The sequence below is a fragment of the Paraburkholderia sp. Cy-641 genome (assembly GCF_011752945.1).
GTDB lineage: Bacteria > Pseudomonadota > Gammaproteobacteria > Burkholderiales > Burkholderiaceae > Paraburkholderia.
In genome coordinates this window covers 122169-145126 of record NZ_VWWM01000003.1, presented here as the reverse complement: position 1 = coordinate 145126, position 22958 = coordinate 122169, and the positions used below count along the sequence as shown (strand labels likewise).

17 protein-coding genes and 1 pseudogene are annotated in these 22958 nt (G+C 63.8%); 12 read left to right on the top strand and 6 right to left on the bottom strand.

All coding sequences use genetic code 11. From position 1 onward, the window contains the following. Window positions 1-130: 130 nt before the first annotated feature. Window positions 131-481 (bottom strand): carboxymuconolactone decarboxylase family protein, encoded by a 351-nt coding sequence (locus tag F3J20_RS02925; RefSeq protein WP_167281807.1) that lies wholly within the window; start codon window positions 479-481, stop codon window positions 131-133. Between the two features lie 117 nt (window positions 482-598). On the opposite strand from F3J20_RS02925, the gene F3J20_RS02920 reads away from it, so the two are divergent. Beyond that, complete coding sequence (locus F3J20_RS02920; RefSeq protein ID WP_167281805.1) at window positions 599-1570, top strand: AraC family transcriptional regulator; 972 nt, start codon at window positions 599-601, stop codon at window positions 1568-1570. A gap of 84 nt (window positions 1571-1654) precedes the next feature. Here F3J20_RS02920 and F3J20_RS02915 read toward each other — a convergent pair whose 3' ends face one another. Beyond that, a complete protein-coding gene (locus tag F3J20_RS02915) occupies window positions 1655-2227 on the bottom strand; it encodes an FUSC family protein (RefSeq protein WP_167041657.1) in 573 nt (190 codons plus the stop codon). Window positions 2228-2829: 602 nt separating this feature from the next. Between F3J20_RS02915 and F3J20_RS02910 the strand changes: the two genes are divergently transcribed. The 4 genes from F3J20_RS02910 (at window position 2830) to F3J20_RS02895 (ending at window position 7175) form a co-directional block, all read left to right on the top strand. Next, window positions 2830-3402 (top strand): DUF4142 domain-containing protein, encoded by a 573-nt coding sequence (locus F3J20_RS02910; RefSeq protein WP_167281803.1) that lies wholly within the window; start codon window positions 2830-2832, stop codon window positions 3400-3402. After that, window positions 3399-3743 (top strand): DUF1488 domain-containing protein, encoded by a 345-nt coding sequence (locus F3J20_RS02905; protein WP_167041663.1) that lies wholly within the window; start codon window positions 3399-3401, stop codon window positions 3741-3743. The genes F3J20_RS02910 and F3J20_RS02905 overlap by 4 nt, the downstream gene beginning before the upstream one ends. A 93-nt stretch (window positions 3744-3836) precedes the next feature. Next, window positions 3837-4418: a hypothetical protein gene (locus F3J20_RS02900; protein WP_167281802.1), complete on the top strand. Its 582-nt coding sequence runs from the start codon at window positions 3837-3839 to the stop codon at window positions 4416-4418. A gap of 300 nt (window positions 4419-4718) precedes the next feature. After that, the gene (locus tag F3J20_RS02895) at window positions 4719-7175 is read left to right on the top strand and encodes a filamentous hemagglutinin N-terminal domain-containing protein (protein ID WP_345889833.1); all 2457 of its coding nucleotides are present in this window, start codon (window positions 4719-4721) and stop codon (window positions 7173-7175) included. Here F3J20_RS02895 and F3J20_RS02890 read toward each other — a convergent pair. Continuing rightward, a pseudogene (locus tag F3J20_RS02890) lies at window positions 7139-7698 on the bottom strand (transposase); the annotation flags it as partial. The gene F3J20_RS02895 and the pseudogene F3J20_RS02890 sit on opposite strands and share 37 nt — an antisense overlap. 454 nt (window positions 7699-8152) lie before the next feature. After that, window positions 8153-8491, bottom strand: a complete 339-nt coding sequence (locus tag F3J20_RS02885) for a BON domain-containing protein (RefSeq protein ID WP_167281798.1) — start codon at window positions 8489-8491, stop codon at window positions 8153-8155. A 533-nt stretch (window positions 8492-9024) separates the two neighbouring features. On the opposite strand from F3J20_RS02885, the gene F3J20_RS02880 reads away from it, so the two are divergent. The 6 genes from F3J20_RS02880 to F3J20_RS02855 all read left to right on the top strand — a co-directional run bounded on the left by F3J20_RS02880 (window position 9025) and on the right by F3J20_RS02855 (window position 16939). Continuing rightward, entirely contained in the window at window positions 9025-10515 is a 1491-nt protein-coding gene (locus F3J20_RS02880) for an RNA polymerase factor sigma-54 (RefSeq protein WP_167041672.1), read from the top strand. A gap of 844 nt (window positions 10516-11359) precedes the next feature. Next, window positions 11360-13165, top strand: coding sequence for a peptidase S10 (locus tag F3J20_RS02875; protein WP_167281796.1), 1806 nt, complete (start codon window positions 11360-11362; stop codon window positions 13163-13165). Window positions 13166-13287: 122 nt separating this feature from the next. Beyond that, window positions 13288-14025 carry a FadR/GntR family transcriptional regulator gene (locus tag F3J20_RS02870; protein ID WP_167281794.1) on the top strand — a complete coding sequence of 246 codons (738 nt, stop codon included), beginning with the start codon at window positions 13288-13290 and terminating at the stop codon, window positions 14023-14025. A 211-nt stretch (window positions 14026-14236) separates the two neighbouring features. Next, window positions 14237-14980 (top strand): (Fe-S)-binding protein, encoded by a 744-nt coding sequence (locus F3J20_RS02865; protein WP_167041681.1) that lies wholly within the window; start codon window positions 14237-14239, stop codon window positions 14978-14980. Next, window positions 14977-16368 (top strand): lactate utilization protein B, encoded by a 1392-nt coding sequence (locus tag F3J20_RS02860; protein ID WP_167281792.1) that lies wholly within the window; start codon window positions 14977-14979, stop codon window positions 16366-16368. Before F3J20_RS02865 ends, F3J20_RS02860 begins: the two co-directional genes overlap by 4 nt. After that, window positions 16355-16939 (top strand): LUD domain-containing protein, encoded by a 585-nt coding sequence (locus F3J20_RS02855; protein WP_167281790.1) that lies wholly within the window; start codon window positions 16355-16357, stop codon window positions 16937-16939. The genes F3J20_RS02860 and F3J20_RS02855 overlap by 14 nt, the downstream gene beginning before the upstream one ends. Window positions 16940-16979: 40 nt before the next feature. On the opposite strand, the gene F3J20_RS02850 is transcribed toward F3J20_RS02855, so the two are convergent. Further along, window positions 16980-19547, bottom strand: a complete 2568-nt coding sequence (locus F3J20_RS02850) for a mechanosensitive ion channel domain-containing protein (RefSeq protein ID WP_167281788.1) — start codon at window positions 19545-19547, stop codon at window positions 16980-16982. Between the two features lie 576 nt (window positions 19548-20123). Continuing rightward, the gene (locus F3J20_RS02845; RefSeq protein ID WP_167041694.1) at window positions 20124-21554 is read right to left on the bottom strand and encodes a sigma-54 dependent transcriptional regulator; all 1431 of its coding nucleotides are present in this window, start codon (window positions 21552-21554) and stop codon (window positions 20124-20126) included. A 910-nt stretch (window positions 21555-22464) separates the two neighbouring features. Here F3J20_RS02845 and F3J20_RS02840 point away from each other — a divergent pair. Further along, the gene (locus tag F3J20_RS02840) at window positions 22465-22644 is read left to right on the top strand and encodes a hypothetical protein (protein ID WP_167281786.1); all 180 of its coding nucleotides are present in this window, start codon (window positions 22465-22467) and stop codon (window positions 22642-22644) included. The last annotated feature ends 314 nt before the right edge of the window (window positions 22645-22958 follow it).

The window sequence follows — 22958 nt, the reverse complement described above, 5'->3', positions numbered from 1 at the left end:
CGGCCCGGATTTTGTCGCGGCGCGTCATATCGAATCGTTCGGCGTCGGAGTCAGTCTCGCAGTTTTTTGCGACTTTTGCGCGGCACGCCGGGATTTGCGTGGCCTGACCTTGCGCCCAGGCATCCGCCGATTACTTCGCGGCGTCCTCGCTATAAGCCGCCACGGCGTCCATCGTGCGGGCCGAGTACACGAGCGTCGCGCCCGCGTTGACCGCCATCGCGACGCCGAGCGCTTCAGCTATTTCCTCGCGCGTCGCGCCGTGTTTCAGCGCCTCGGCCGTGTGCACGGTGATACAGCCGTCGCAACGCAGGCTGACCGCGACCGCGAGCGCAATCAGTTCGCGCGTCTTCGCGCCGAGCGTGTCGGTCTTCTGGCCGGCGCCCGACATCGCCTGATAGGCCTTCACGGTGTCCGGCGCGAGCTTCGACATCTCGCCGATACGGCCGAACAGTTCCTTGCGGTAATCGATCCAGTTCAACATGGCAGTGCTCCTTGGTCTGTGGCGCACCGGCGGATGCCGGCGTCGTGGGAGAAAGTATTGCGCGCCGCCGCGATATCCCGAATACTCGGTTCGCTCAACTTTTAGCGCGGGCGTCTCATGGACACACTCAGCCGGCTGATCGACCTCGCCCGTCCGCAAGCGAGCCTCGACTTGCGCTGCATGCTCTCGGGCGCATTCGATATCGATCACGCGCCGATGGAAGCGGGCATCGCGCCGTTTCACCTCGTGCTCGGCGGCGCGTGCGCGATCGACACCGCGGGCGGCGCCGTCGAATTGCAGGCCGGCGACTTCGTGCTGTTTCCGCGCGGCGCGGCGCATCGCGTGCGCGACCTGGGGCGTTCGGCCGGCGCCGCGCCGTTGGCGCTCGGGCATGACGGCATGCTGCCGGTGCGGCGCAACGACCGCGCCGCGGCGGCTCGCGAATCCGGCGACGCCGCCTTGCCCGATGAGCCCGACGTCGATCTGCTGTGCGGCCGCTTCGTCTACGCGCCGGGTTCGTCGGCGCTGCTGCTCGACGCGCTGCCCGATCCGTTGCACGTGTCGCTCGGTGGCGCGCGGACGCTCGGCACATTGCAAACGGTGATCGCGCTGATGCGCGGCGAGGCGGAGCGCCGTCAACCCGGCGCGTTCGCGATTGTCACCGCGCTGAGCCAAGCGCTCTTCGCGATGGCGTTGCGCGTATACGGCGAGCATGCGGCGCAGAGCACCGGCGTGCTCGCACTGCTGACCGACGCGCGGCTTGGCGCGTCGGTGCAGGCGATGCTCGATGCGCCCGAGCGTGCCTGGACGATCGCCGAACTCGGCGAGCGCGCGGCGATGTCGCGCGCGACTTACGCGCGTCGTTTCAACGAGCGCGCGGGCGTGACCGTGATGGACTTTCTCACGCGGATTCGCATGACGATCGCGAGCGATCTGCTGTTGCGCACGCGCCGCAGCGCGGCGGAGATCGGCGAGGCGGTCGGCTATCAATCGGAAGCGGCATTCGGCAAGGCGTTCGCACAAAGCGTCGGCATGACGCCCGGACGCTACCGGCGCCGCGCGCAAGCGGACGATGCTTCGGAAACCTGATGAGATGCCGCTGGGCGTCAGGGCATGCCGCGGTGCCGATGGCCGGGTTCGCCGCGAACCTCGCGGCGGCGCTGGCGTGCAACGCTAGCCGGATTGTCCGGATTTGCCGAACGCACGCCGTTCGAGCGAGGACATGAGCCATGCGACCAGCAATGCGCAGACGGTGCCGAGCGTCACTTCGGCGAGCCGCAGAAACGCTTTGTCCCACACGGGCCCGATGCCGGGCACGAGCAGCATGATCGTCGCGGTGACGCCGCCCAGCCGCGCCGCGCTGCCCACGTTGACGACCCAGCAGATCATGATCGCGACGGCCACCGTTGCCGCATAGACCGCGAAATGACCGCCGCCCGCAAGCGTGCCGAGGAGACCGCACACGCCGCCGACCATTGCGCCGATGAACTGGTCGCGCGAGAGCTTGCGCGTGTCGATATAACTGTGCTGGCTGACCGCGATCGCGGTGATCGCGGCCCAGAACGCCTGTTCCGTATGCAGCGCGCGGCCGATCGCGAACGCGAGACTCGCGCCCGCCACCGCCTGCACGGCCATGAAGCCGCCTTCGATGAGCCGGTCGCCGAGCGGCAGCGTCTTGAGGAAAGCGAACAGGGCGTCGGCGGTGGACGTACGCGCGGATTGCCGTGAATCGTCGGAGGGAGTCATCGAATGAAGGCGCCTTGCCGCAGCATGGAGGTGCCGTATTCTAGCGACTCCGCTTCGGGGCGCTCAAGCTTGAGTTTGTGCGCGGGCTCGTGCGAAGGCGGCGGGCAGGGTCGTGGCGAGGTCGAGGTTCCGATGAGCCGCATATGGAGCGTTGGACCGGTGCGGCTCGCAGCCGGAGTGCCTGGTTTGGTGTACCGAGGTGGCTGGCGTGCGGTCCACCATCAACGAGCAGTGATCCTTATCAAATCCCTGAGCGAGGTGGGTCGATGTGCCGACGATCGGGCAACGATCGCTCCTTCGACGTTCGACATTACCGATGCGCGAAATACACAAGATGCCCGATATCAACGCGGCTTCGATTTCGCTCCGCAATGTGCGAATAGCCCGCATCGCGTGACCTCGCGCGGCAGAACGCCTCGCCGGATATGGGCACGTGTTTTGCTCCCAACGCTTTAGCAAAGGGGGTCGTCATGCAAATGCATAACGAGCAAACGCCGATCGCGCGAACGACGAAGCACAAGGGGTTGCATGAGCGAGAGCGATGGTCTGCAAGCGCCGCCGCTTCGATGTATCAGCATGGTGTGTCAACAGGGAGAAAATGCATGACATTCCGGTATTCCCTACAAGTGTTGACGATGGCGCTGGCCGTGGCGGGCATCGGCGTCGCATCGACCGGCACCGTCCATGCGCAGGCAAGCGAGGCCCCGACCGGCGCCGCGCCGGTTGGCGGCACGACACTTTCTCCCGCCGATCAGCAGTTCGTGCTCGAAGCTTCGACGTCCGATGCGACCGAAATCGCCGCAAGCGAAGTCGCGCTGAAAAATTCGCACGATCCGCAGGTCAGGAAGTTCGCAGGGCAAATGATCGTCGACCACACGAAGCTCTCGCAGGGCATGGCGGCGCTCGTCGCGAAGAAGGGCTTCAAGTTGGCACCGTCGGCGGATTCGGCGCTGGTCGGCAAGCTGCAGACGCTAAAGGGCACTGCGTTCGATCAGGCTTACGTCGAGCAGATCGGCGTGGAGGCGCATCAGCGCGCGGTCGATCTGTTCCAGCAGCAAAGCGCGAGCGGCACCGATGCGCAACTGAAGGCCGCGGCCGCGCATGCGTTGCCGACCATCCGGCATCACCTCGACATGGCGCGTCAGCTCGCAGGCAAGATGAAGGGCTCGTCATGAACGCGACCCTGCCGCGGCCTGCTTATGAGGATTCCTTTATGCAGATCATTTTCCCCGATGAGCAACCCGTTTTCGACGGGGCGAATCTGACGGTTTGCTTCATCGCGCGCGTGCATGGCGAGCCGGTCGTGTGCGCGATTACCGCCGAGGCGCTCGAAGATCATTTCGGTGCCGATTCGGCGCTCGAACCGGCCTTGATGGAGGCGTTCGACAGGGGGCGCCAGCGCATCCGTTCGGTCTGCGCGGAAGCGCTCGACCAGAACGACGGAGAAGGCGTAGTGTTGCATAGCGGACTGTTCCGAGTCGAAGGCCTGGAGCCGGATCGTGGCGCTGCGGCATAGCGCGCTCGCGTGCCGCAGCGCCGTGCTTTCTCGATGCGCCATGCAAAGGCGCGGACAGGGGCCGCGAACGCCTTTCATCGATAAGGAGGCGATATGTCACTCATCGTTGCAGCACGCTTTACGACTTTTCCCACCGCGGAAAACGCCGCGCAAAAGCTCTTCAATACCGGGTTCGTCGAAGAAGACGTGACGCTGTTTTTCGTCAATCCGCGCGGCCAGCACGCGCATCATCCGATCGGCGGCAATATGGGCACCGACCCCGGCGCGCGCGACGCGCCCAAAGGCGCGGGAATGGGCGTGACGATCGGCGCGGTGATGGGCGCAGTCGTCGGCGTCGCGATCTTCGCGGCGTTTTCGGCCCCGCTGCTCGTTTCGCTGATCGCGGCCGGGGTCGGCGCGTATGCCGGGTCGCTGGCGGGCGCGATGTCGCGCACGCGCGAGCACGCAAAAACGGGGTACAGGGTGCCGTATCACGAAGAGTTGCGCGATTCCGGCGTGCTGGTCGCCGTGCACGTGTCGCAGGACAATCAGCTCGAAGCCGCGCGCGTGTTGCGAGAGGCCGGGGGCATGGCGATCGAAAAGGCGACCGGGCGCTGGCAGCAGGGACGCTGGGCCGATTTCGATCCTTCGAAAACGCCGGAGCCGTTCAATGAGTTTGTGGAGAAGCGGGCGTAGGTTGGGGCGGCGGTATGAATAGAACGGCTCGATGGATTCGGGCCGTTTTTTTGTGCAGCTGAGTGGTAGCTATCGCACGAATTAACTTATTGCCATCTCGTTAATAAATAAAAATGATGATCTTGGTGGGTGCATGAGATTTGATGATGTTTTCTTGATTTTAATTGTTGGAGTGTCTGATATTTATTGTCGAATTTTTATTTAATTGTATTTTTAAATGTCAATCGGACAATTCCTATTTGTATTTTTATTTTCTGATTCGTGTGCAATTAACTTTTATTAAAAGAATAAAATTGATGTATGCGGTATTTTGAGGCGGTTAAAAAAACACGCTTCCTAAAGATGAACAGGAATACTTTTCGGCTCGTCTATAGCCGGCTTCGGGATATGCCCGTTGCAGTTGCAGAAACGGCCATTGGCCACGGCAATGTATGTCAAGGGGAAACTCTTCCGTCCGTCTCAAATCGACGCATGACTCTTTTCGCGATGCGTCACGCAGTTTTTGCCGTGCTCGTGCTGTCCGGATTTACGCCCGAGTTTTCGAATGCGCAGATCGTGCCCTCGGGTGCGCATGCGCCAACGGTCATCCAGACGCAGAACGGTTTGCCGCAAGTCAATATCAACAAGCCGGGTGGCGCGGGGGTTTCGGTCAACACGTATTCGCAATTCGACGTGCAAAAGCCGGGCGTGATTCTGAATAACTCGCCGACCATCGTTCAGACGCAGCAGGCGGGGCAGATCAATGGCAATCCGAATCTGTCGCCGGGACAATCGGCGCGGATCATTTTGAATCAGGTCAATAGCAATTCACCGAGTCAATTGCGTGGTTATCTCGAAGTCGCCGGCAATAAAGCGGAAGTGGTGGTGGCGAACGGCTCGGGCATCGTCGTCGATGGCGGCGGCTTCATCAATACGACGCGCGGCATTCTGACGACCGGCACGCCACGGCTCGACGCCAGCGGCAATCTGACCGGCTTCGACGTGGCGGGCGGCAACATCACCGTGCAGGGTGCGGGGCTCAATACGCGCAACATCGATCAGGTCGATCTGATTGCGCGCGCGGTGCAGGCGAATGCCGCGATTTACGCCAATACGCTCAATGTCGTGACCGGCGCGAACCAGGTCGATCACGACACGCTGGCGGCCACGCCGATCGCGGCTAACGGCGCATCGCAAGGCGTCTCGATCGACGTGAGCCAGCTTGGCGGCATGTACGCGAACCGGATCGTGCTCGTCGGCAATGAGAAGGGAGTCGGCGTGTCGAACGCGGGCGTCATCGAGGCGCAGGCGGGCGACCTCACGCTGACCACGCAGGGCAAGCTGGTGCTCAGCGGCACGACGGGCGCAAGCGGCAATCTCTCGGTGTCGGCGGCAGATGGAGTCGACAACAGCGGCACGACCTTGGCGCGTCAGTCGGTGTCGATCAATACGTCCGGCACGCTCGTCAATAGCGGCACGCTGGCCGCGCAGCAGGGGCTCACGGTGAACGCGGGCAGCATCGCCTCCACCGGTTCGCTCGGCGCGGGCATCAACGACGACGGCCCGGTTGCACAGTCGGGTGATCTGGATCTCTCTGCAAACGGCACGCTGTCGGCGACGGGCCAGAACATGGCGGGCGGCAACGCGACGCTGCGGGGCAGCGATGTAATGCTCGCCGGCAGCCGGACCATCGCCCATGGCGCGCTCGATGTGTCGGCCGCGCAAACGATCGATACCAGCACGGCGACGCTCGATGCGGCGCAGCTTTCGCTCAGTGGTACGAACCTCGTCAATCACGGTGGCACGATCACGCAGACCGGCACCGGTGCGACAGTCGTCAACGTGTCCGGCACGCTCGATAACACCGGCGGCACGCTTCAGACCCATAGCGCGGATCTCGCACTTGAGCCCGTGACGCTCATCAACGATAAAGGCACGCTCACCAGTTCGGGTAGCGGCACGCTGTCGGTGCAGGGTGCTTCGCTGTCGAACAACGGCGGTACGCTCGCGACGAATGGCGCGCTCCGGGTCGATGTCGGTACGCTGGCGAATCGCGGTGGAACGCTGGCGGGGCAGTCTTCTGCTGCGCTCGCCGTCACTTCGCTCGATAACAGCGCGGGCGGTTATGTTGGCGCGCGCGATGTGTTGATCACCGGCGCAGGCGTGCTGGACAACGCGGGCGGCATGATTCAGGGAGACGGGCAGCTTGACGTGTCGGCGCAGACGGTGTCGAACGATGGTGGATCGATTGCGAATGGTGGGACAGGCAAGACGACCGTAAGCGCCAATGGCGCACTCACCAATACCGGCAACGGACAGATTGGCGGTAACGGCGACGTGTCCGTGGCGGGCGGCAGCATCGACAACGCAGGCGGCACGATTGCGGCCGGTGGTGCAACGAGCGTTCAATCTGGCGGCACGTTGAAGAATGCGGCAGGCCTGATCCAGGGGAACGGCGCAGTCACGGTCTCCGCACAAGGCGCACTCGATAACACCGGCGGCCAGATCGAAGCGGACGGCGTAGCGGCGACACTCACGGCTGCCGGCGCGTCGGTCGATAACACGAACGGACGTATCGCCAACGTCGGCACCGGCGCAACGACCATCGACGCGGCAACGATCACGAACGCGAACACGGGAGTGGGGCAGATCGAAGTGGAGAATAATCAGGTCGCGCAGACGACATCAATGGCATCGCCGCCGCCGTGGTTGTGGTTGACGCACGGCACACCGGTCATCTCCCGACTACGGCGCAGCAGCGCCCAGATACGCCGGTAGCCGTAGGTTGGCAGATGCGCCACATGTCCTCGAATTTCCTCGACCAGACCGGCATCATCGGTCACGCGGGCACGGCGACCATCCCGCCAATCGGACGGACGACTCCGCTTCACCGCCACGGCAGAGCGCGCCACGCCGAGAACTTCGCAGACCGTCTTCATCGGTCGTCCCCTGGCAGCAAGGGCGAGCGCGCAATCAGGTTTTTTGACCGGCCCCAATCCACGGCTTCTTTCAGGATTTCGACCTCCAGCGTCTTCTTCCCGAGTAGCCGTTGCAGTTCCTTGATTTCCTTGATGGCGGCGGCCAGTTCGGATGCGGGCACAACAGATTCACCTGCCTTCACCGCCGCCAGGCTGCCTTCCTGGTATTGCTTGCGCCAGCCGAACACCTGGTTGGCGTTGACGCCGTGCCGACGTGCCACGGCCGACACCGATGCTCCCGGCTCCAGTGTTTCCTGCACGATGGCGATTTTTTCCTGCGCCGTGCGCCGACGACGGCGCTCCGGCTCGGTCAGAATTTCGATGCTTTCCACGTAGTGACCAGGCTTATTGATAGGCACAAGACTATCCCTTATTTTAAGAGAGTCCTTGTGTCCTCAGATACGTGGGGCCGCTCCAGTTTGCTTGTTCGCTGCATTCGTTGTCGGGTTTGGGGCATTCATTCTTTCGGGGATTTGTCGAATTTTCTTGCATCTTGGAGACAACCAGTCCATGCGAACAATAAATGAAACTGTTGAGCGATTCTCCAACGAAGTTCGGTCCGTGGTTTAAGCGGTAGGGAGAGGCCTGAGTTACTGGAGCACCTCCTGTTTGTGGCTGGCTATGCGGTCGCTGCCATAGTCGCCATATTCGCCAGTGTCTACGCGTGGCGCAGAGTGATCCGCCCGCGCTTTGTCGTCGACGGATGACTACCGCATCGTGCAGGCGTGCTGCGGGCGAAAGGCCACGATAAATAAAATAACTCTCGGCCGCCCGATCCTATTCGGCTGCGACCTTCAGATGGTTCTTCACGCCCGAGACACCCTTCACGTTCTGCACGACTTCCGCGGCCGCCGACTTATCGTCTGCCGAGGGCACCGAGCCCGTGAGCCACACGACGCCCTTGCGCGTCTTCACGTGGATATGCGTCGACTTGACGTTCTTCGCCGCGAGCAGATCCGCCTTGACCTTGGTCGTGATGGCGCCGTCGTCGATGTGCTCGCCGATGGTTTCCGATGACGCGGACGGCGCCGTCGTCGCGGTCTGTGCGGTGGCATTCAGGGCGAATGCGACGACAGCGATGCTGCTCGCGGTCTTCAGAAGCTGGATCGTCTTCATGGTTTCTCCTTCGGGTGTTGATGAGAATGGACGGTTTTGTTGCTGGTGACCGATCGTGGCCGAAATCGCTGATGATCCACGTAGAGCCGTTGCCACGACGACTCCATCGGGGCCTGTTTTTCGCCATCGCTCGACACCGAATGCGACGCTTGCAGGGACTTTTCTATTGGCCGAAGCTCACATCCGTCATGCCGAGTCGGGCCGCAAGCAGTGTGCCAACCACGTTCGTGCAGACGACTCATGCACACGTATCGCTGTCGAAAAAGCGTCGCGGCATCGGGTTCGTGGCCGAGGATGAGTGCATGAACGATACGCGTCGAGTTTCGCGTGGTCGTCCGATAACGTGGACCGGAAATTTCAGGGCGCTTGTAAAAAAGGGCGTCTCCCGCCTATGCAGATACGCGAGCCCGAATAGCCAAAGCGTAAATAAAACAGCAGCTTGAGAAACCTGGTACGACAGTTGCTCCAATGAGCGAAAGCAGCTTTCCTGGCCCTTGGCTGTTATGGCTATCAACGAACGGAATCTCACGCCAATGCCTTCCATCGAATTACGTACGAGGCAATCGCTTGCACTGACGCCTCGGCTTCAGCAATCGGTGCGCCTTCTGCAACTGTCGGCGCTGGAGTTTCAGCAGGAATTGCGCACGGCACTCGATACGAATCCGTTCCTCGAATACGATTCGTCGGAAACGGAAGACGTCGCGCTAGCCACGACGTCGCCGGCCGAAGAAGCGGGCGCGCTGCCCGCGGCCGATACGCTCGCCGCCGAACCCGGTGCGTTGCCCGCCGAAAACGCCGATGGCGACACGCTGGAAAGTACAGGTCAGGACGACATGCCCGGCGATTTTTCGGGCGACTACGGCGCTCGCACGTCGACACGTCAGAACGGCGATGCCGATGGCAGCGATCCGGCCGATTGGGCCCGCTCGCAGCCGACCTTGCGCGAGCAGTTGCACGATGCGCTGCGTCTTTACCGGCTCGACGACCGCGACCGCGCGGTGGCGCGCTTCATCATCGAGGCGCTCGACGACGACGGCTATCTGCGGCAATCGCTTGCCGATCTTGCCGACAGCGTGGCCGATAGCGTCGAACTCGAACCGGCCTTGACCGAGGAAGACCTGCTCGTCGCACTGCGTCTCGTGCAGTCGCTCGATCGCCCGGGGCTCGGCGCGCGTTCGCTGTCGGAATGCCTCGCACTGCAGATCAACGCATTGCCCGACGATACGCCCGGACGCGAGGTGGCGCGGCAGATCGTCGAGCATCATCTCGAACGTCTCGCGCGCCGCGAGCAGGCCGAATTGCAAAAGCAGATCGGCTGCGGCGCGGAAGAGTTGCGCGTGGCCTGCATGCTCGTGCGCAAGCTCGATCCGAAGCCCGGCAATTGCTATGGCCGCGCCGAGGACAACTACGTGGTGCCCGACGTGATCGTGCGTCAGGCGCGCAACAAGTGGGTCGTGTCGGTCAATCCGGCCGTGCAGCCGCGCGCGCGGATCCATCGCATGTATGCGCGGCTTTTCGCGCAGTCGGCGGGCGCGAGCCGTTCGCCGCTCGCGCAGCAGTTACAGGAAGCGCGCTGGCTGATCCGCAATGCGCAGCAGCGCTTCGATACGATTCAACGCGTCGCCGAGTGCATCGTCGCGCATCAGAAAGCATTCTTCCAGTACGGCGAAATCGCGCTGAAGCCGATGGTGTTGCGCGACGTCGCGGACGAACTCGGTCTGCATGAATCGACGATCTCGCGTGCAACGGGCAACAAATACATGGCCACGCCGCGCGGCATTTTCGAATTCAAGCATTTCTTCCCGCGCGAACTCGGCACCGAAAGCGGCGGCACCTGTTCGGCCGCCGCGGTGCGCGCGCTGCTCAAGGAGATGATCGCCGCCGAGAACACGCGCGATCCGCTCTCCGACGTGACGCTCGCGAAGATGCTGGCCGATCAGGGCGTGCTCGTCGCGCGGCGCACGGTGGCGAAGTATCGGCATTTGATGAAGGTGCCGCCGGCGGAATTGCGCCGGCAGTTTTGATGGCAGGTTCAGGCGCAACGCGCCTGATCGTGCGTTCCTTACTATCATCGTCGGCTCGCGCGTGAGCCGCGCCACTCAGACTCCTCGTTATCCATCGTGCGCGCGAGGCCGATGCGCTCCCAGCCGGGGCAGCCCCACACAGCCACAAACTCGATCTCGAAGCAGATGAGCTGCCACCCAAAAAGCCTGGCACGCATGCCATGCGACCCAGTTCGCGAACAGCAGAATATAACGGCACTCTTCCTGCATGACCGGTTCGAACGCATCGATGAGTTCGGGCGGAAAGGAACCGGAGCGGCGTGCGAGTTCGAAAAATCCGAATGCAAAGAATCTGTCCACGCATTCGCCGTAGCCGGTCACGAGATAGGCTCACTCGGCGTCTTTCAATAGACATAGGGCGGCTCGCTGGCAAGCGTGATGCCGTATGCCCGCACATGCGCGATAGCACCTCTTTGCGGCGGCCTTCTTCCCATGCGTTGAGCGTGAGCGCGTTGGGCTGTTCCTGCGGCAGGTGCGGTACGCGAAAGCCGGGGCGGCAGCGTGGCATGCATCCTGTACCGGTTGCTCCATGGGCAACGCTCGGCAAGACGGCATCTTCGATTCTGCACGATGCACGACATACGTGCGAGGTCGCGGCGCGGCAGAAGCCATTTGTAATGTCGAACCCGTAACGACAGGACGGTTGACGTCGCGCGGACTTGCGTCAAGAATCGAGCGCCGGGTGCGTTCCTGAAGCGGATTGACGAGGCCTCATCCGGCGCTTCTTGCAGCGCTGCTTTCCGCACTTCTGCCCGCGCCTCATCCGGCAATTCCGGCGCGTCTCGACTCGTGGTTGGGGAACTTCATGATCCTTCGTTTCCGTGTTTCGTTGCACCGCTTCCATGCGGCGGGATGGCCGGTCGCGGCGCTGGCGGCGACGTTTTCCATCGTCACCCTGGCGTCGTTCAGTGAACGAAGCATGGCGGCCACCCCCGGCGATTTGCCGAATGCAACGCAAAGCGCGCAGGCGGTGGAGCGTGCAGCGTCCGGACCCGCCGCGAATCAGCCCACGCCCGGCAATGCGGGCGAGCCGAACGCCACGACCTCGCGCACCGGTACGGAGCCGCGCAAACATTCGGCTTCACAATGGAATACGCAAGCAGCAACGAATGCCTCGGACGCCACGGCAACATCGCATGCCACGGATACCACGGATGCCACACAACACGACGGCAAACCATCGACGCCCGCCATTCCCGTCCCGCCGGAAACCACGAGCGTCACCACGCATTCGCTGCGGCTCGATGGCCGCAAGCTCGACTACACCGCGACGGCCGGCAATCTGCTGCTGCATGACAAGACCGGCGCGGCCAACGCCAGTGTCTTCTATGTCGCCTACACGGTGCCGGGCAAAACGCCGGCGACGCGACCCGTCACCTTCCTGTTCAACGGCGGCCCCGGCGCCGGCAGCGTGTTCCTGATGATGGGCTCGTTCGGACCGAAGCGCGTACGCACCGCGAGTCCCGCGAGCACGCCGCCCGCGCCGTACACGTTCGAAGACAACCCCGACAGTCTGCTCGACACGACCGACCTCGTCTTTATCGACGCGGTCGGCGCGGGCCTGTCGAGGATCGTCGGACATGGCACGGGCAAGGATTTCTGGGGCGTCGACGAAGACCTCAACGCGTTCGCGCAGTTCATCGATCGCTATCTGACCGTGAACCAGCGCTGGGATTCGCCGAAGTATCTGCTCGGCGAATCGTATGGCACCGCGCGCGCCGCGATGCTCGCGTACAAGCTCGGGCAGAACAATATCGCGCTGAACGGCGTGATCCTGATGTCGTCGGTGCTCGATGCGTCGGCGTTCTCGCCGGGCTTCGATTTAAAGAGCGAGAGCTATCTGCCGAGTTTCGCGGCCATTGCGTGGTATCACGACAAGATCACGCCGAAGCCCGCGAGCTTGCCGGCGTTTCTCGACGAAGCGCGCGCGTTCGCGCGGGGACCTTACGCACAGGCCCTTGCGCGCGGCGATGCATTGCCCGATGCCGAGCGCGATGCGATTGCCGCGCGCGTTGCGTACTTCACCGGGCTCGACGTGGGCTATGTGAAGCGCAATCGTCTGCGGCTTTATCCGTCGCGTTTTCGCAGCGAGTTGCTGCGCGACCGCTCGCGCACCGTCGGCCGTTACGACGCGCGTTTCGAAGGCATCGACTTCGACGACGCCAACGAGCATCCCGACTTCGATGCGTCGGTGAGCGGTATCTCGAGCGCATTCGACGCGGCGCTGCATCGGCATTTCGCGGAAGACCTGCACTTCACGCCGGCGGACCGCTACGAGGTTTTCAACGACGACGCGCTGCGCCAATGGGACTGGAAGCATCGCGAGTGGTGGGGCGAGCGCTTGCAGTTGCCGTACCCGGCCGGCGATCTGGCCGAGGCGATGCGGCAGAACCCGCAGTTGCGCGTGATGTCGCTGAACGGCTACTTCGATCTCGCTACGCCGTTCTACGCGACCGAGTATGCGCTGGCGCATCTCGGCATCGATTCGCCACTGCGCGAGAACGTGCGCATCACGTACTATCCGACCGGCCACATGATCTATCTCGACGATGCCGCGCTGCATGCGCTCAAGCACGATCTGGCGAGCTTCTACGCCGCGCAGCCGCATTGAGTGTCCGCACGAAAGCGTGTCGCGCGCATGAAATCGGCGTGGAGTCGAAAGGTATAATTCCACGCACCGTGGGGCAGGCCGCCGCCGCTTGCTCCACCCACCGGTTTCACCGATCGCCGCCCATGCCATTCACCCCGATCCCGTCTTTTACGCGCAAACGCATTTCCGACGTGGTGTCCGACCAGGTCAAGCAACTGATCTCGGAAGGCACGCTGATGCCCGGCGACCGTCTGCCCGCCGAGCGCGATCTCGCGGCGCAGCTCGGCGTATCGCGGCCGTCGCTGCGCGAGGCGCTGATCCGGCTCGAAGCGGACGGCTATATCGAAACATCGGGGCGGGGCGGCTTCACGGTGGTCGACGTCACCGCGCCGATTATTTCGAAGCCGCTTGCCGAACTGCTGCTGCAGAATCCGCGTACCAGTGCCGACATTCTGGAGTTGCGCCAGGGGCTCGAAGCGATTTCGACCGTCTACGCGGCGCAGCGCGCGACCGCCGCGGACCTCGAGCGGATCGGCACGGCGTTCGAGGCGCTGAAGGCCGCTTCGCTGTCGCGCGATCGCACGAGCCTCGCCGAACTCGACGCCGCGTTTCACCTCGCGATTGCCGACTCCACGCACAACGTCGCGCTCGCTCATGTGATGCACGGGATTCATACGCTGATTCGCGAGGGTATGCGGCAATATCATCGCTTGATCGATTACGATGACACGATGGAAAAGCAGTTGATGGCTCAGCATCAGGCGATTTACGACGCCGTGATCGCACGCGATGCGCAAAAGGCGCGCAAGGCCGCCGAGCGGCATCTGGCGTTCGTGCGTGAAATCTATAAGGAAGACGCGGCAAAGCCGTCGCCGGCATGAATGCCCGATTCCCCGCAGCTCGCGCGTAGCGGCGAAGCACGCGGGCCAGAGCGCCACGGAACGGATTGACACCGATTGACACCACTCGTGGACTTTCTTATAGTCTTGGTCAGACCAACATGACCAAGTGAGCCGAAGTCGCCACGGCTGCCGGTGGCGGCCATGCCGGCCACGGTCCGATTGGCGTCATCCCCGCCTTTTTAAAAAGCCTATGAAAGTCGCGCTGTTTATCCCGTGCTTTATCGATGCGTTCTATCCGGAAGTGGGCATCGCCACGCTGGAACTGCTCGAACGCTTCGGCATCGAGGTCGACTATCCGCGCGAGCAAACCTGCTGCGGCCAGCCGATGGCCAATAGCGGCGCGCATGCCGACGCGGCCGCCACCGAGCGGCTTTTTGCGCGCAATTTCGCGGGCTACGACTATATCGTCGGGCCGTCCGCGAGCTGCATTCATCACGTGCGCGAACATCTGACCGCGCTCGAACAGACCGACGCAGTGAAGAAGGTGCGGGCGAGTGCCTATGAACTGGTCGAGTTTCTGCATGACGTGGTCGGCGCGCGGGAATTTCCCTGGGCCGAGTTTCCGCATCGCGTCGGTCTGCACAATAGCTGCAGCGCGCTGCGGCATCTGAAGGAGGCGTCGGTGTCGGAAATCAGGGGCACGCCGTTTTCGAAGCCGCGTACTTTGCTCGAAGGCGTGAAGGGCATCGAGTTCGTCAAGCCGGCGCGGCCCGACGAATGCTGCGGTTTCGGCGGCACGTTCTCGGTTACGGAAGAGGCAGTGTCCGTGCGCATGGGGCAGGACAAGGTGCGCGATCATCTGAATGCGGGCGCCGAGTACATCGTTTCGGGCGACATGTCGTGCCTGATGCATCAGCAGGGCTGCGCGGAACGCATGCAGGCCGAGGCGCGCTTCATCCATATTGCGCAGGTTCTCAATGGAGCGCGCGCATGAGCCGCATCGATCACGCCAAGGCCGCCGGCGCGTTCATCAAAAAGACCGAGCACGTCGCGTTTCATGATCGGCGTCTATGGGACTTGCGCGAGAAGCGCGACGCGCAGGCGCACGGCATCGCCGAATGGGAAACGCTGCGCGTGCTCGCGTCGGGCATCAAGGAACATACGCTGTCGCATCTGGCCGACTATCTCGAACAGTTCGCGGCGGTGGCCGAAGCGAACGGTGTGGTCGTGCATTGGGCCGCCACCGCCGAGGAGCACAACGCGATCGTCCATCAGCTGATGTCCGAGCGCGGCATGACGACGCTCGTGAAGAGCAAGTCGATGCTGACCGACGAATGCCGGATGCGCGAATACCTCGAACCGCGCGGTATCACGGTGATGGAAACGGATCTCGGCGAACGCATCCAGCAACTCGATCATCAGGACCCGAGCCATATGGTCGTGCCCGCCGTGCACAAGCTGCGCGCGGACGTGGCCGAACTGTTCGGCCGTACGATCGGCACCGATCCCGACAATAGCGACATTCACTATCTCGCCGAAAGCCAGCGCATGAATACGCGGCCGTATTTCGTGCGCGAAAAGACGGCCGGCATGACCGGCTGCAATTTCGCGGTGGCGGAAACGGGCACGGTGGTCGTCTGCACGAACGAGGGCAATGCGGACCTTTCGGCGAACGTGCCGCCGCTGCATATCGCGTCGATCGGCATCGAGAAGCTGATTCCGAAAGTATCGGACCTCGGCGTGTTCGTCCGCATGCTGTCGCGCAGCGCATTGGGTTCGCCGATCACGCAGTACACGTCGCATTTTCGTGCGCCACGTCCCGGCACCGAGATGCATTTCATCCTCGTCGATCATGGCCGTTCGGAGCGGCTCGCGATGGAGGACTTCTGGTACTCGCTCAAATGCATTCGCTGCGGCGCGTGCATGAATACGTGCCCCGTGTATCGGCGCAGCGGCGGGTTGTCGTATGGCGGCACCTATTCGGGGCCGATCGGCGCGATCATCAATCCGACTTTCGATCTGAAACGCTATAGCGCCTTGCCGTTCGCCTCGACGCTGAATGGCAGTTGCAGCAACGTGTGTCCGGTGAAGATCAATATTCACGAGCAGATCTACAAATGGCGCACGGTGATCGCCGAGCGCCACGAAGTCCCGTTCGTGAAGCAGGAAGTCCTGAAAATGGCAGGGCGTCTGCTCGCGAGTCCGACCTTGTATCGCGCGACGGTGTCGTCGATGGGCGGCGCATTGCGGCGCTTGCCGAATTTCGTGCTCTACAACCCGCTCAATATCTGGGGCAAGCAACGCGACTTGCCGGAAGCACCGAAGATGACTTTTCACGCATGGTACAAAAAGAATCGCGGAGGCGGCGATGACAACGCGTGAGGCTTTTCTCGCGAAAGTGCGTGCCGCGCAACCCGAGGCGCGGCCGCGTCCCGAGGTGCCGCTTTTCGAGTCGGCCTGCGGCGATCCGCGCGCGCGTTTCACCGCTGCATTGGAGGCGATGGGCGGCGCCTGCGTCGAAGCGTCGAGCGCGAGCGAGGTGAGTGCATTGATTTGCAAGCGCTTCGGCGCGACGGCTTCGGTTGCCTCGGCAACGCCCGAGATACCGGGCACGCGCGAGCTTGCCGCGGGCACGGCCCCGGCCTCGCTGCAGGACGTCGAGGTCGGCGTGGTGCGAGCGCGCTTCGGTGTCGCCGAAACGGGGTCGGTCTGGTTCAGCGAGCGCGAGTATGTGGTCAATGCGCTCGGCTACATCGTTCAGCATCTCGTGGTTCTGCTCGATCCGGCGCAATTGCTCGATGGCTTGCAGGACGTTTACCGCCGCGACGATTTTCGCGAGGCACGTTATGCGGCGCTCGTCACCGGACCTTCCGCGACCGCCGATATCGAAGGCGTGCTGATTCGCGGCGCCCAGGGCGTGCGCTCGCTGACGGTCGTATGGATCACGGCGTGAGGTATCGGGTGCTCGCGCCCGTCATGGGGCGCGGCACGTCTCACGCATGCGGCGACGCCGGCCCCGGATTGCCGGCCGGACCCGGCTCGACCGGTATCTGATCTTCCACCGGCGCGTCGCCCTTGCGGGACGCCTTGCTTTCCATCTGCCCATGTCCGGGCTCGTGCGGCGTGCGGGGATCGGTCTTCACCGCATCGCTCTCCGGGTCCCACGTCAGCAGATGGCGTTGCGGATTCGCGATCTCGATGCTGCGTTCGCTGAAGCGCTCGACGATGCGCCGGTTGAATTCGCGCTGCACGCCCCAGCGCGCCGTATCGCGGCATTGCATCTGACCGGCCAGCGTGACGGCCGAGCCGTCCACTGCATCGACGCCCCAGAACGCAAAGTCCGACAGGATGCCGTTCTGGAACTTCTCGTCGGTGCGCAGCGACGCGCCGATTTCCTTGAGCGTGTCGATCGCGCGCTCCACGTCCTGGCCGAACACGATGCTCACGCGCACGGCCGCATTGCCGAGTCCGCGATTGGTATTGTTCACGGTCGACACCGAACTGAACGGCACCGTGAACAGCGAACCATCGCTGCCGCGCAGCCGCACGGTGCGGATCGACAGATATTCGACGGTGCCCGACACGCCCGCGAGCGTGACCCAGTCGCCGACCTGCATCGCGTTTTCCATCAACAGGAAGATGCCGGTGATGAAGTCCTGCACGAGCTTTTGCGAGCCGAAGCCGAGCGCGACGCCGAAGATGCTCGCGCCCGCGAGCAGCGGCCCGATGTTCACGCCGAGCTCGCTCAGGCCGGTCAGCACGACGACGAGCGCGATCACGCAGAACAACGCGCTGCGCAGCATCGGCATCAGCGTGCGCAGCCGCGCGGCGCGCATCAGATCGCCGCGCTCGGTCCAGCTGTCGAGGCGCCGTTCGGCCGCCACGTTGACGGCTTCCCACACGGCCAGCGCAATCACCGCGGCCACGCCGATCGTCGCGAGCGCCGAGGCGAGCCGGTGGCCGATCGTGCCTGTGCGGAACAGATCGACGACGTCCACACCCCATGCCTGCAACAGCGCGAGCGCGGTGACGATGCCGATGATCCAGCTCACGAGCCGCCGCAGCAGCGGGTAATAGCGGTACGCGTGCTGATGCACGAGCGAGCGCGATGCTTCGTCCTGCACATGAAAAATACGCGCGAGCGCGCCGAAGATCACGATCGACGCGAGCCGCGCGCCGACCAGGATCGCCAGCGTCATGCCGCCGACGTGCATGAGCGTGTGATAGCCGTTCTGCACGTCGAAGGCCCAGACGAACCAGAGCGCCATGACGATCACGACCGTGACCCAGGCCCATGCGTCGGCGAGCGCGTTGCCGAACATCTGCAACGATTCGTTCGTGGAGAAGCGCTGGCGGATGCGCTTGCCGACCGGCTTCGCGCAGCGCAGTACGAGGATCGAGATCATCACGTGGCCGACGAGCGCGACCACCTTCAGCAGCGCGAGATGCGCGGCGTCGTTCATGCCGAGCGCCTGCGCGACTTCGGCGAGCGCGACACCGGCGCCGACCACGCCGACGATGCGCGTGATCCACTGGAGCACGAACGCGGCCCACGCGTCGCCCATGCGCAGCAGCCGCAGACGCGGCGCGCCCGGCTGCAGGAAGCACGCGCCGACGATCACGATGCCGCGGCACAGCGTGTAGACGTCGACGAGCGAATCGAGCGCGCGGTCCTGCGGCGTGCCGGTGTCGGTGAAGAACGACATCAGCGCGCCCGCCGCGCCGACGAAGACCGCGAGCGGCAGCAGCCGCAGCACGGTGATGAGCAGCGCGCGCGGCAGGCGTTGCAGCAGCGTCCAGTGATGCGTCGCGTTGCGCTTGCCTTCGGCCTCCTCGGCGGACGGCGTTGCTTCGGCGGCGGCCGGTCCGATGGCGACGGCCTGCGTCCCGGCTTCGAGCACGGGTGGCACCGGCGGCATGCGGGTCGGTACGTCGATCTCCTGCGGGTACGCGGCGCTGTCGCCGCCTTCATCCTGTTGCGTGCGCTCGCGACGCGCCGCGAGCGCGAGGTACGCGCGCCGCAATAGCCGGCGCGTCAGCCATTCGAGCAGCAGCGCCGGGATCAGCGCGGCGAGCAGCGACCACAGGACTTCGAACAGCACCGAGCGGGCCTGCGGATTGGTGAACTGCCAGTTCCACCAGGCGCGCACCGAGGCGACGTCGAGTAAGGCCGCGACCGAGCCGCGCAGCGACTTCGCCAGATACGCGGCCCAATACGCGCCACGGCGCGCGATCTGCGAGGCGAGACCGTTGGTTTTGAACGCGTCGGGTACGAGCGAGGCCGTGCCGCTGGCCGCAGCCAGGGCCGAGGGCGATGCAGCGGCTGGCGCGGAAGCGGGCGGCGCGCTCAGCGCGTCGGCGGCGGCGATCGCCTGCAGCGTAGCGGCGATTTGCGCGCGCCGCTGCGGATCGTCGAGTACCGCAAGCGCCTCGCGCGCCTGCTCCGGCGTCAGGCTGATCGCGGCAGCGGAAGCAGGCGAGGCGGCAGGCGTAGCGCAGAGGGCCGGCGCGGCGCCGGCAAGCAGGACAACGAAGAACCAGAGACGCAATAGTTTTTGCATGGGGTCTGAAGCAGATCTGAAGCGGCCGTAAAGCCAAGGGGATGCAACGAATGCGGACGATTGTGCCGGAATGCGGGACGTGTTTCAGCGACACTGACCAAGGACCGACACCCGCCGGGGCGCGCAAGTTCCTCGCGCGGCGGTCCGCCGGACGGCCCGGAGCGCCTGGAGCGGGCAGAGACGGCGTGCTTGCCCGGGCTTACGGGCGAAGTAGCACGAAGCCTGCCCGGAGCCGGTTCAGGTGGAAAACAGAGGGGTGGAAAGGGCGTGGCGCGCTCGGGTAAACGGGCGTGACGGCGGCTCAGCAGCGTGTGGACGACCACTAGCGGATGCCGGCTCGCGGCACGAATCGCTACCCAGGAGTGGGGCAGGCCGAGGAGAAAATTCCAGCGATGCGACGGCGCGGCAAGTACGGTGCGACGATCTCAGTGCGGCGATCGCCACGGAACTCGATCACAGGACCCGATAAGCGTATGCAGTCAACCAGGCATGCGCCGTCACCGACAACAACACCAGGCGCTTTCAACCGCATGACCCTCGACCGGCCCGCCGCGCAAAAAAGCGCTTAAACTCCGCTCATGCCACGGACGATGCCTGCCGCTCCGCCTCGTCGTCGGCATCGGCACCGCCCTGCGCGCCGCGTGTGCCGCCCGGCTCCTGATGCAGACGGTTCGCATGCATGAGCCGGTACAGCGTCGCGCGCGAGATGCCGAGTTCGGCCGCGGCATCGGAGAGCTTGTAGCCGTGCCGCAGCAACGCCTGTTCGATGCCGTCTTTCTCGGCCTTGCTGCGGATTTCCGCAAGCGTGATGGCCGGGCCGCCATGCGTTTCCGGCAAGCCGAGATCGCTCGCGGTGATGAAGCGGCCCTCGCTCATCACGACCGCGCGGCGCACGCAGTTGATCAACTCGCGCACGTTGCCCGGCCACGGATAGTTCGACATCGCGACGATCGCGTCGCTCGACAGCCCGCGCAGTTTGCGCGCGCCGTCCTGGCGATACATGCTGAGCGCATAGTTGGCGAGCAGCTTGATGTCGCCGCCGCGCTCGCGCAGCGGTGGCTCGACGAGGCGCAGCACGCAGAGCCGGTGATAGAGGTCGGAGCGGAAGCGGCCGTCCTCGACCGCGCGGTCGAGATCGACGTGGGTCGCCGAAATCACGCGCACGTCGATGCTGATCGGGCCATTGCCGCCGAGCCGCTCGATCGTGCCTTCCTGCAGAAAGCGCAGCAGCACCGCCTGGCACTCGTGCGGCATGTCGCCGATTTCGTCGAGAAAGAGCGTGCCTTCGTGCGCGCTTTCGATGCGGCCGATCTTGCGTTGCAGCGCGCCGGTAAACGCGCCGCGCTCATGGCCGAACAGTTCGGCCTGCAACAGGCTCGGCGGGATCGCCGCGCAATTGATCGCGACGAAGGGGCGGCTCGCGCGCGGCGAGCGCTCGTGAATCGCACGGGCGGTCAGTTCCTTGCCCGTGCCCGATTCGCCCGCGATGAACACCGGCGCGTCGGTCACGCCGCATTTGTCGATGCGGCGGTAAAGCTGCTGCATCGGCTCGCTTTGCCCGACCATGCCGTGCCGGCCGAGCGAGGGCTCCGGCGCGATGCGCGGCTGGCGCAGGCTGGAGAGGCCGTGCGCATGCCCGAGTGCGAACACGAGCCGGTCGTTGAGCCATGGCTGCGTGACGAAGTCGAAGCAGTAATCGAGGATAAAGCGGCTGACCAGTTCGTTCTCGCTCTGGCCCGGCACGATCTGCGCGACCCAGTTGGTCTGGACGCCGCACATGCACGAGGCCAGTGCGGAGAGTTGCTGCGAGGTGCAGTCTTCGGGCAGTTGCACGAGACCGACCTTGATGTTGCCGCGTTCGATCATCCGTTCGGCGGCGGCTGTGCTTTTCGCATGCACGGCTTGCCAGCCGGACGCGGCCAGAAATTCGACGAGCTTAGGGTCGGGCGAGTTCGCCACGCACAGAACGGTGCGCTCCGTGTCGGCAGGCGTGCAGGTGGTAGTCATGATTCCCCCGGTTCGATACAGCTGTCAGGACTGCTGTGCGACGTACTGGCCAGATAGGCCGTGCGCGCGCCAGCCGCCTGTGCCTTCTGCAGGCCGCTCCGGTTGCACGGTTCCGGAGCCGCCCTCAACGCGTAACGGTCAGAGACAAGCCGGTAGCGACGCACAGACGGCAGCGGCGGATCGCGGAAACGGGAGCGGCGTGGTGCGAACCGCCACGCACTCGATGCGGGATGAATCAGGCAATGGCGCCGCAAATAGCGTTCATTGCTGAAACTGCCCGGCGACTTTATCCCCGAATCGTGAAAACCACTAGAACCGATTGTCTCGCTCACTGCCTGATTTGTTTGCCTCGTTGACCCGATATCGGCGCTCTGATTGGCACATAGCCCCTTAACGATAAGCGAAAGCGACCAGGAGCGCCATACGAACATGCATGGATAAAGAAAGGATTTGCACGTTATCGGACTGACTTGAGCGGCTAAAGAATAAACGGTCAAGCCCACTTATGAGTGGCATCTAACATTAGATGACAAACTTCTAAGCATTTAGCGAAGTCACCGGTTCGCGACAGGCATGCGCGCGTGTTTCAAGCTTGCGACAGATTGGGCAGGCTCCGGCGGGCCGGTTTGCCGTTGCGCCGCGAGCGGTATCTTTGACCGGCCGCGCCGCGCAAGCCCCGCGCGGCCGGACCCGCGTTGCCCATGGCCGGGGGTGCGAGCCGGTAAATCGCGCCACGCGGAGCGTGATCGGATCACGAGGCTGCTTTATAGCGTGTCACGAACGAATCAATGCGCGCTATGCGGAGTGCGCGGACCGAAGGCGGGGCGGCAAAAGCGCCGCGTCGGATCGCGAATGCCGACGATCGTACAAGGCTTTGACGGCGGCGGTGGTGCTTGGAACGGGTGTTGGCATGGCCATTGCAGCAGGACGCCCGCACAAAAAAAGTTTTTGCCGCCGCTTCAATGGCACGGGGAAAGCCGGATTTAAAAAAATGGCGGCAAAAACAGGTTACTCGCGGACATGGCCGGGGAAGCCAATATCTGTTTGCGGTAGCGCGGCGGGGCCGAATAAAAAAGCAAACGTCGGATAAAACGGATGAGTGAAAGATTTTTGAAATCGGTCATTCAGAATCGGGCGACGAGAGGTATCGGACTCACCGTTTTCCTTTTCGGCTTTTGGTCAGGCCGACACGAAAAGGACGACGATAACGACAGGTGATGCGATTGCAACGTTTGCGAGCGACGCGCCGATCGAACGGAAGGGGCAGCGCCGGATCAGGACCTGGCCGGCGCGATGAAGCGGGGAGAGAGGCCACAGTCTCCGTAGAGAGACGGAGGTACGAGGTGAACTGGGTGCCGTGTCCGTGGTTCGACACGGGCACGGCGGCCCGGACGAGCGCCGGAC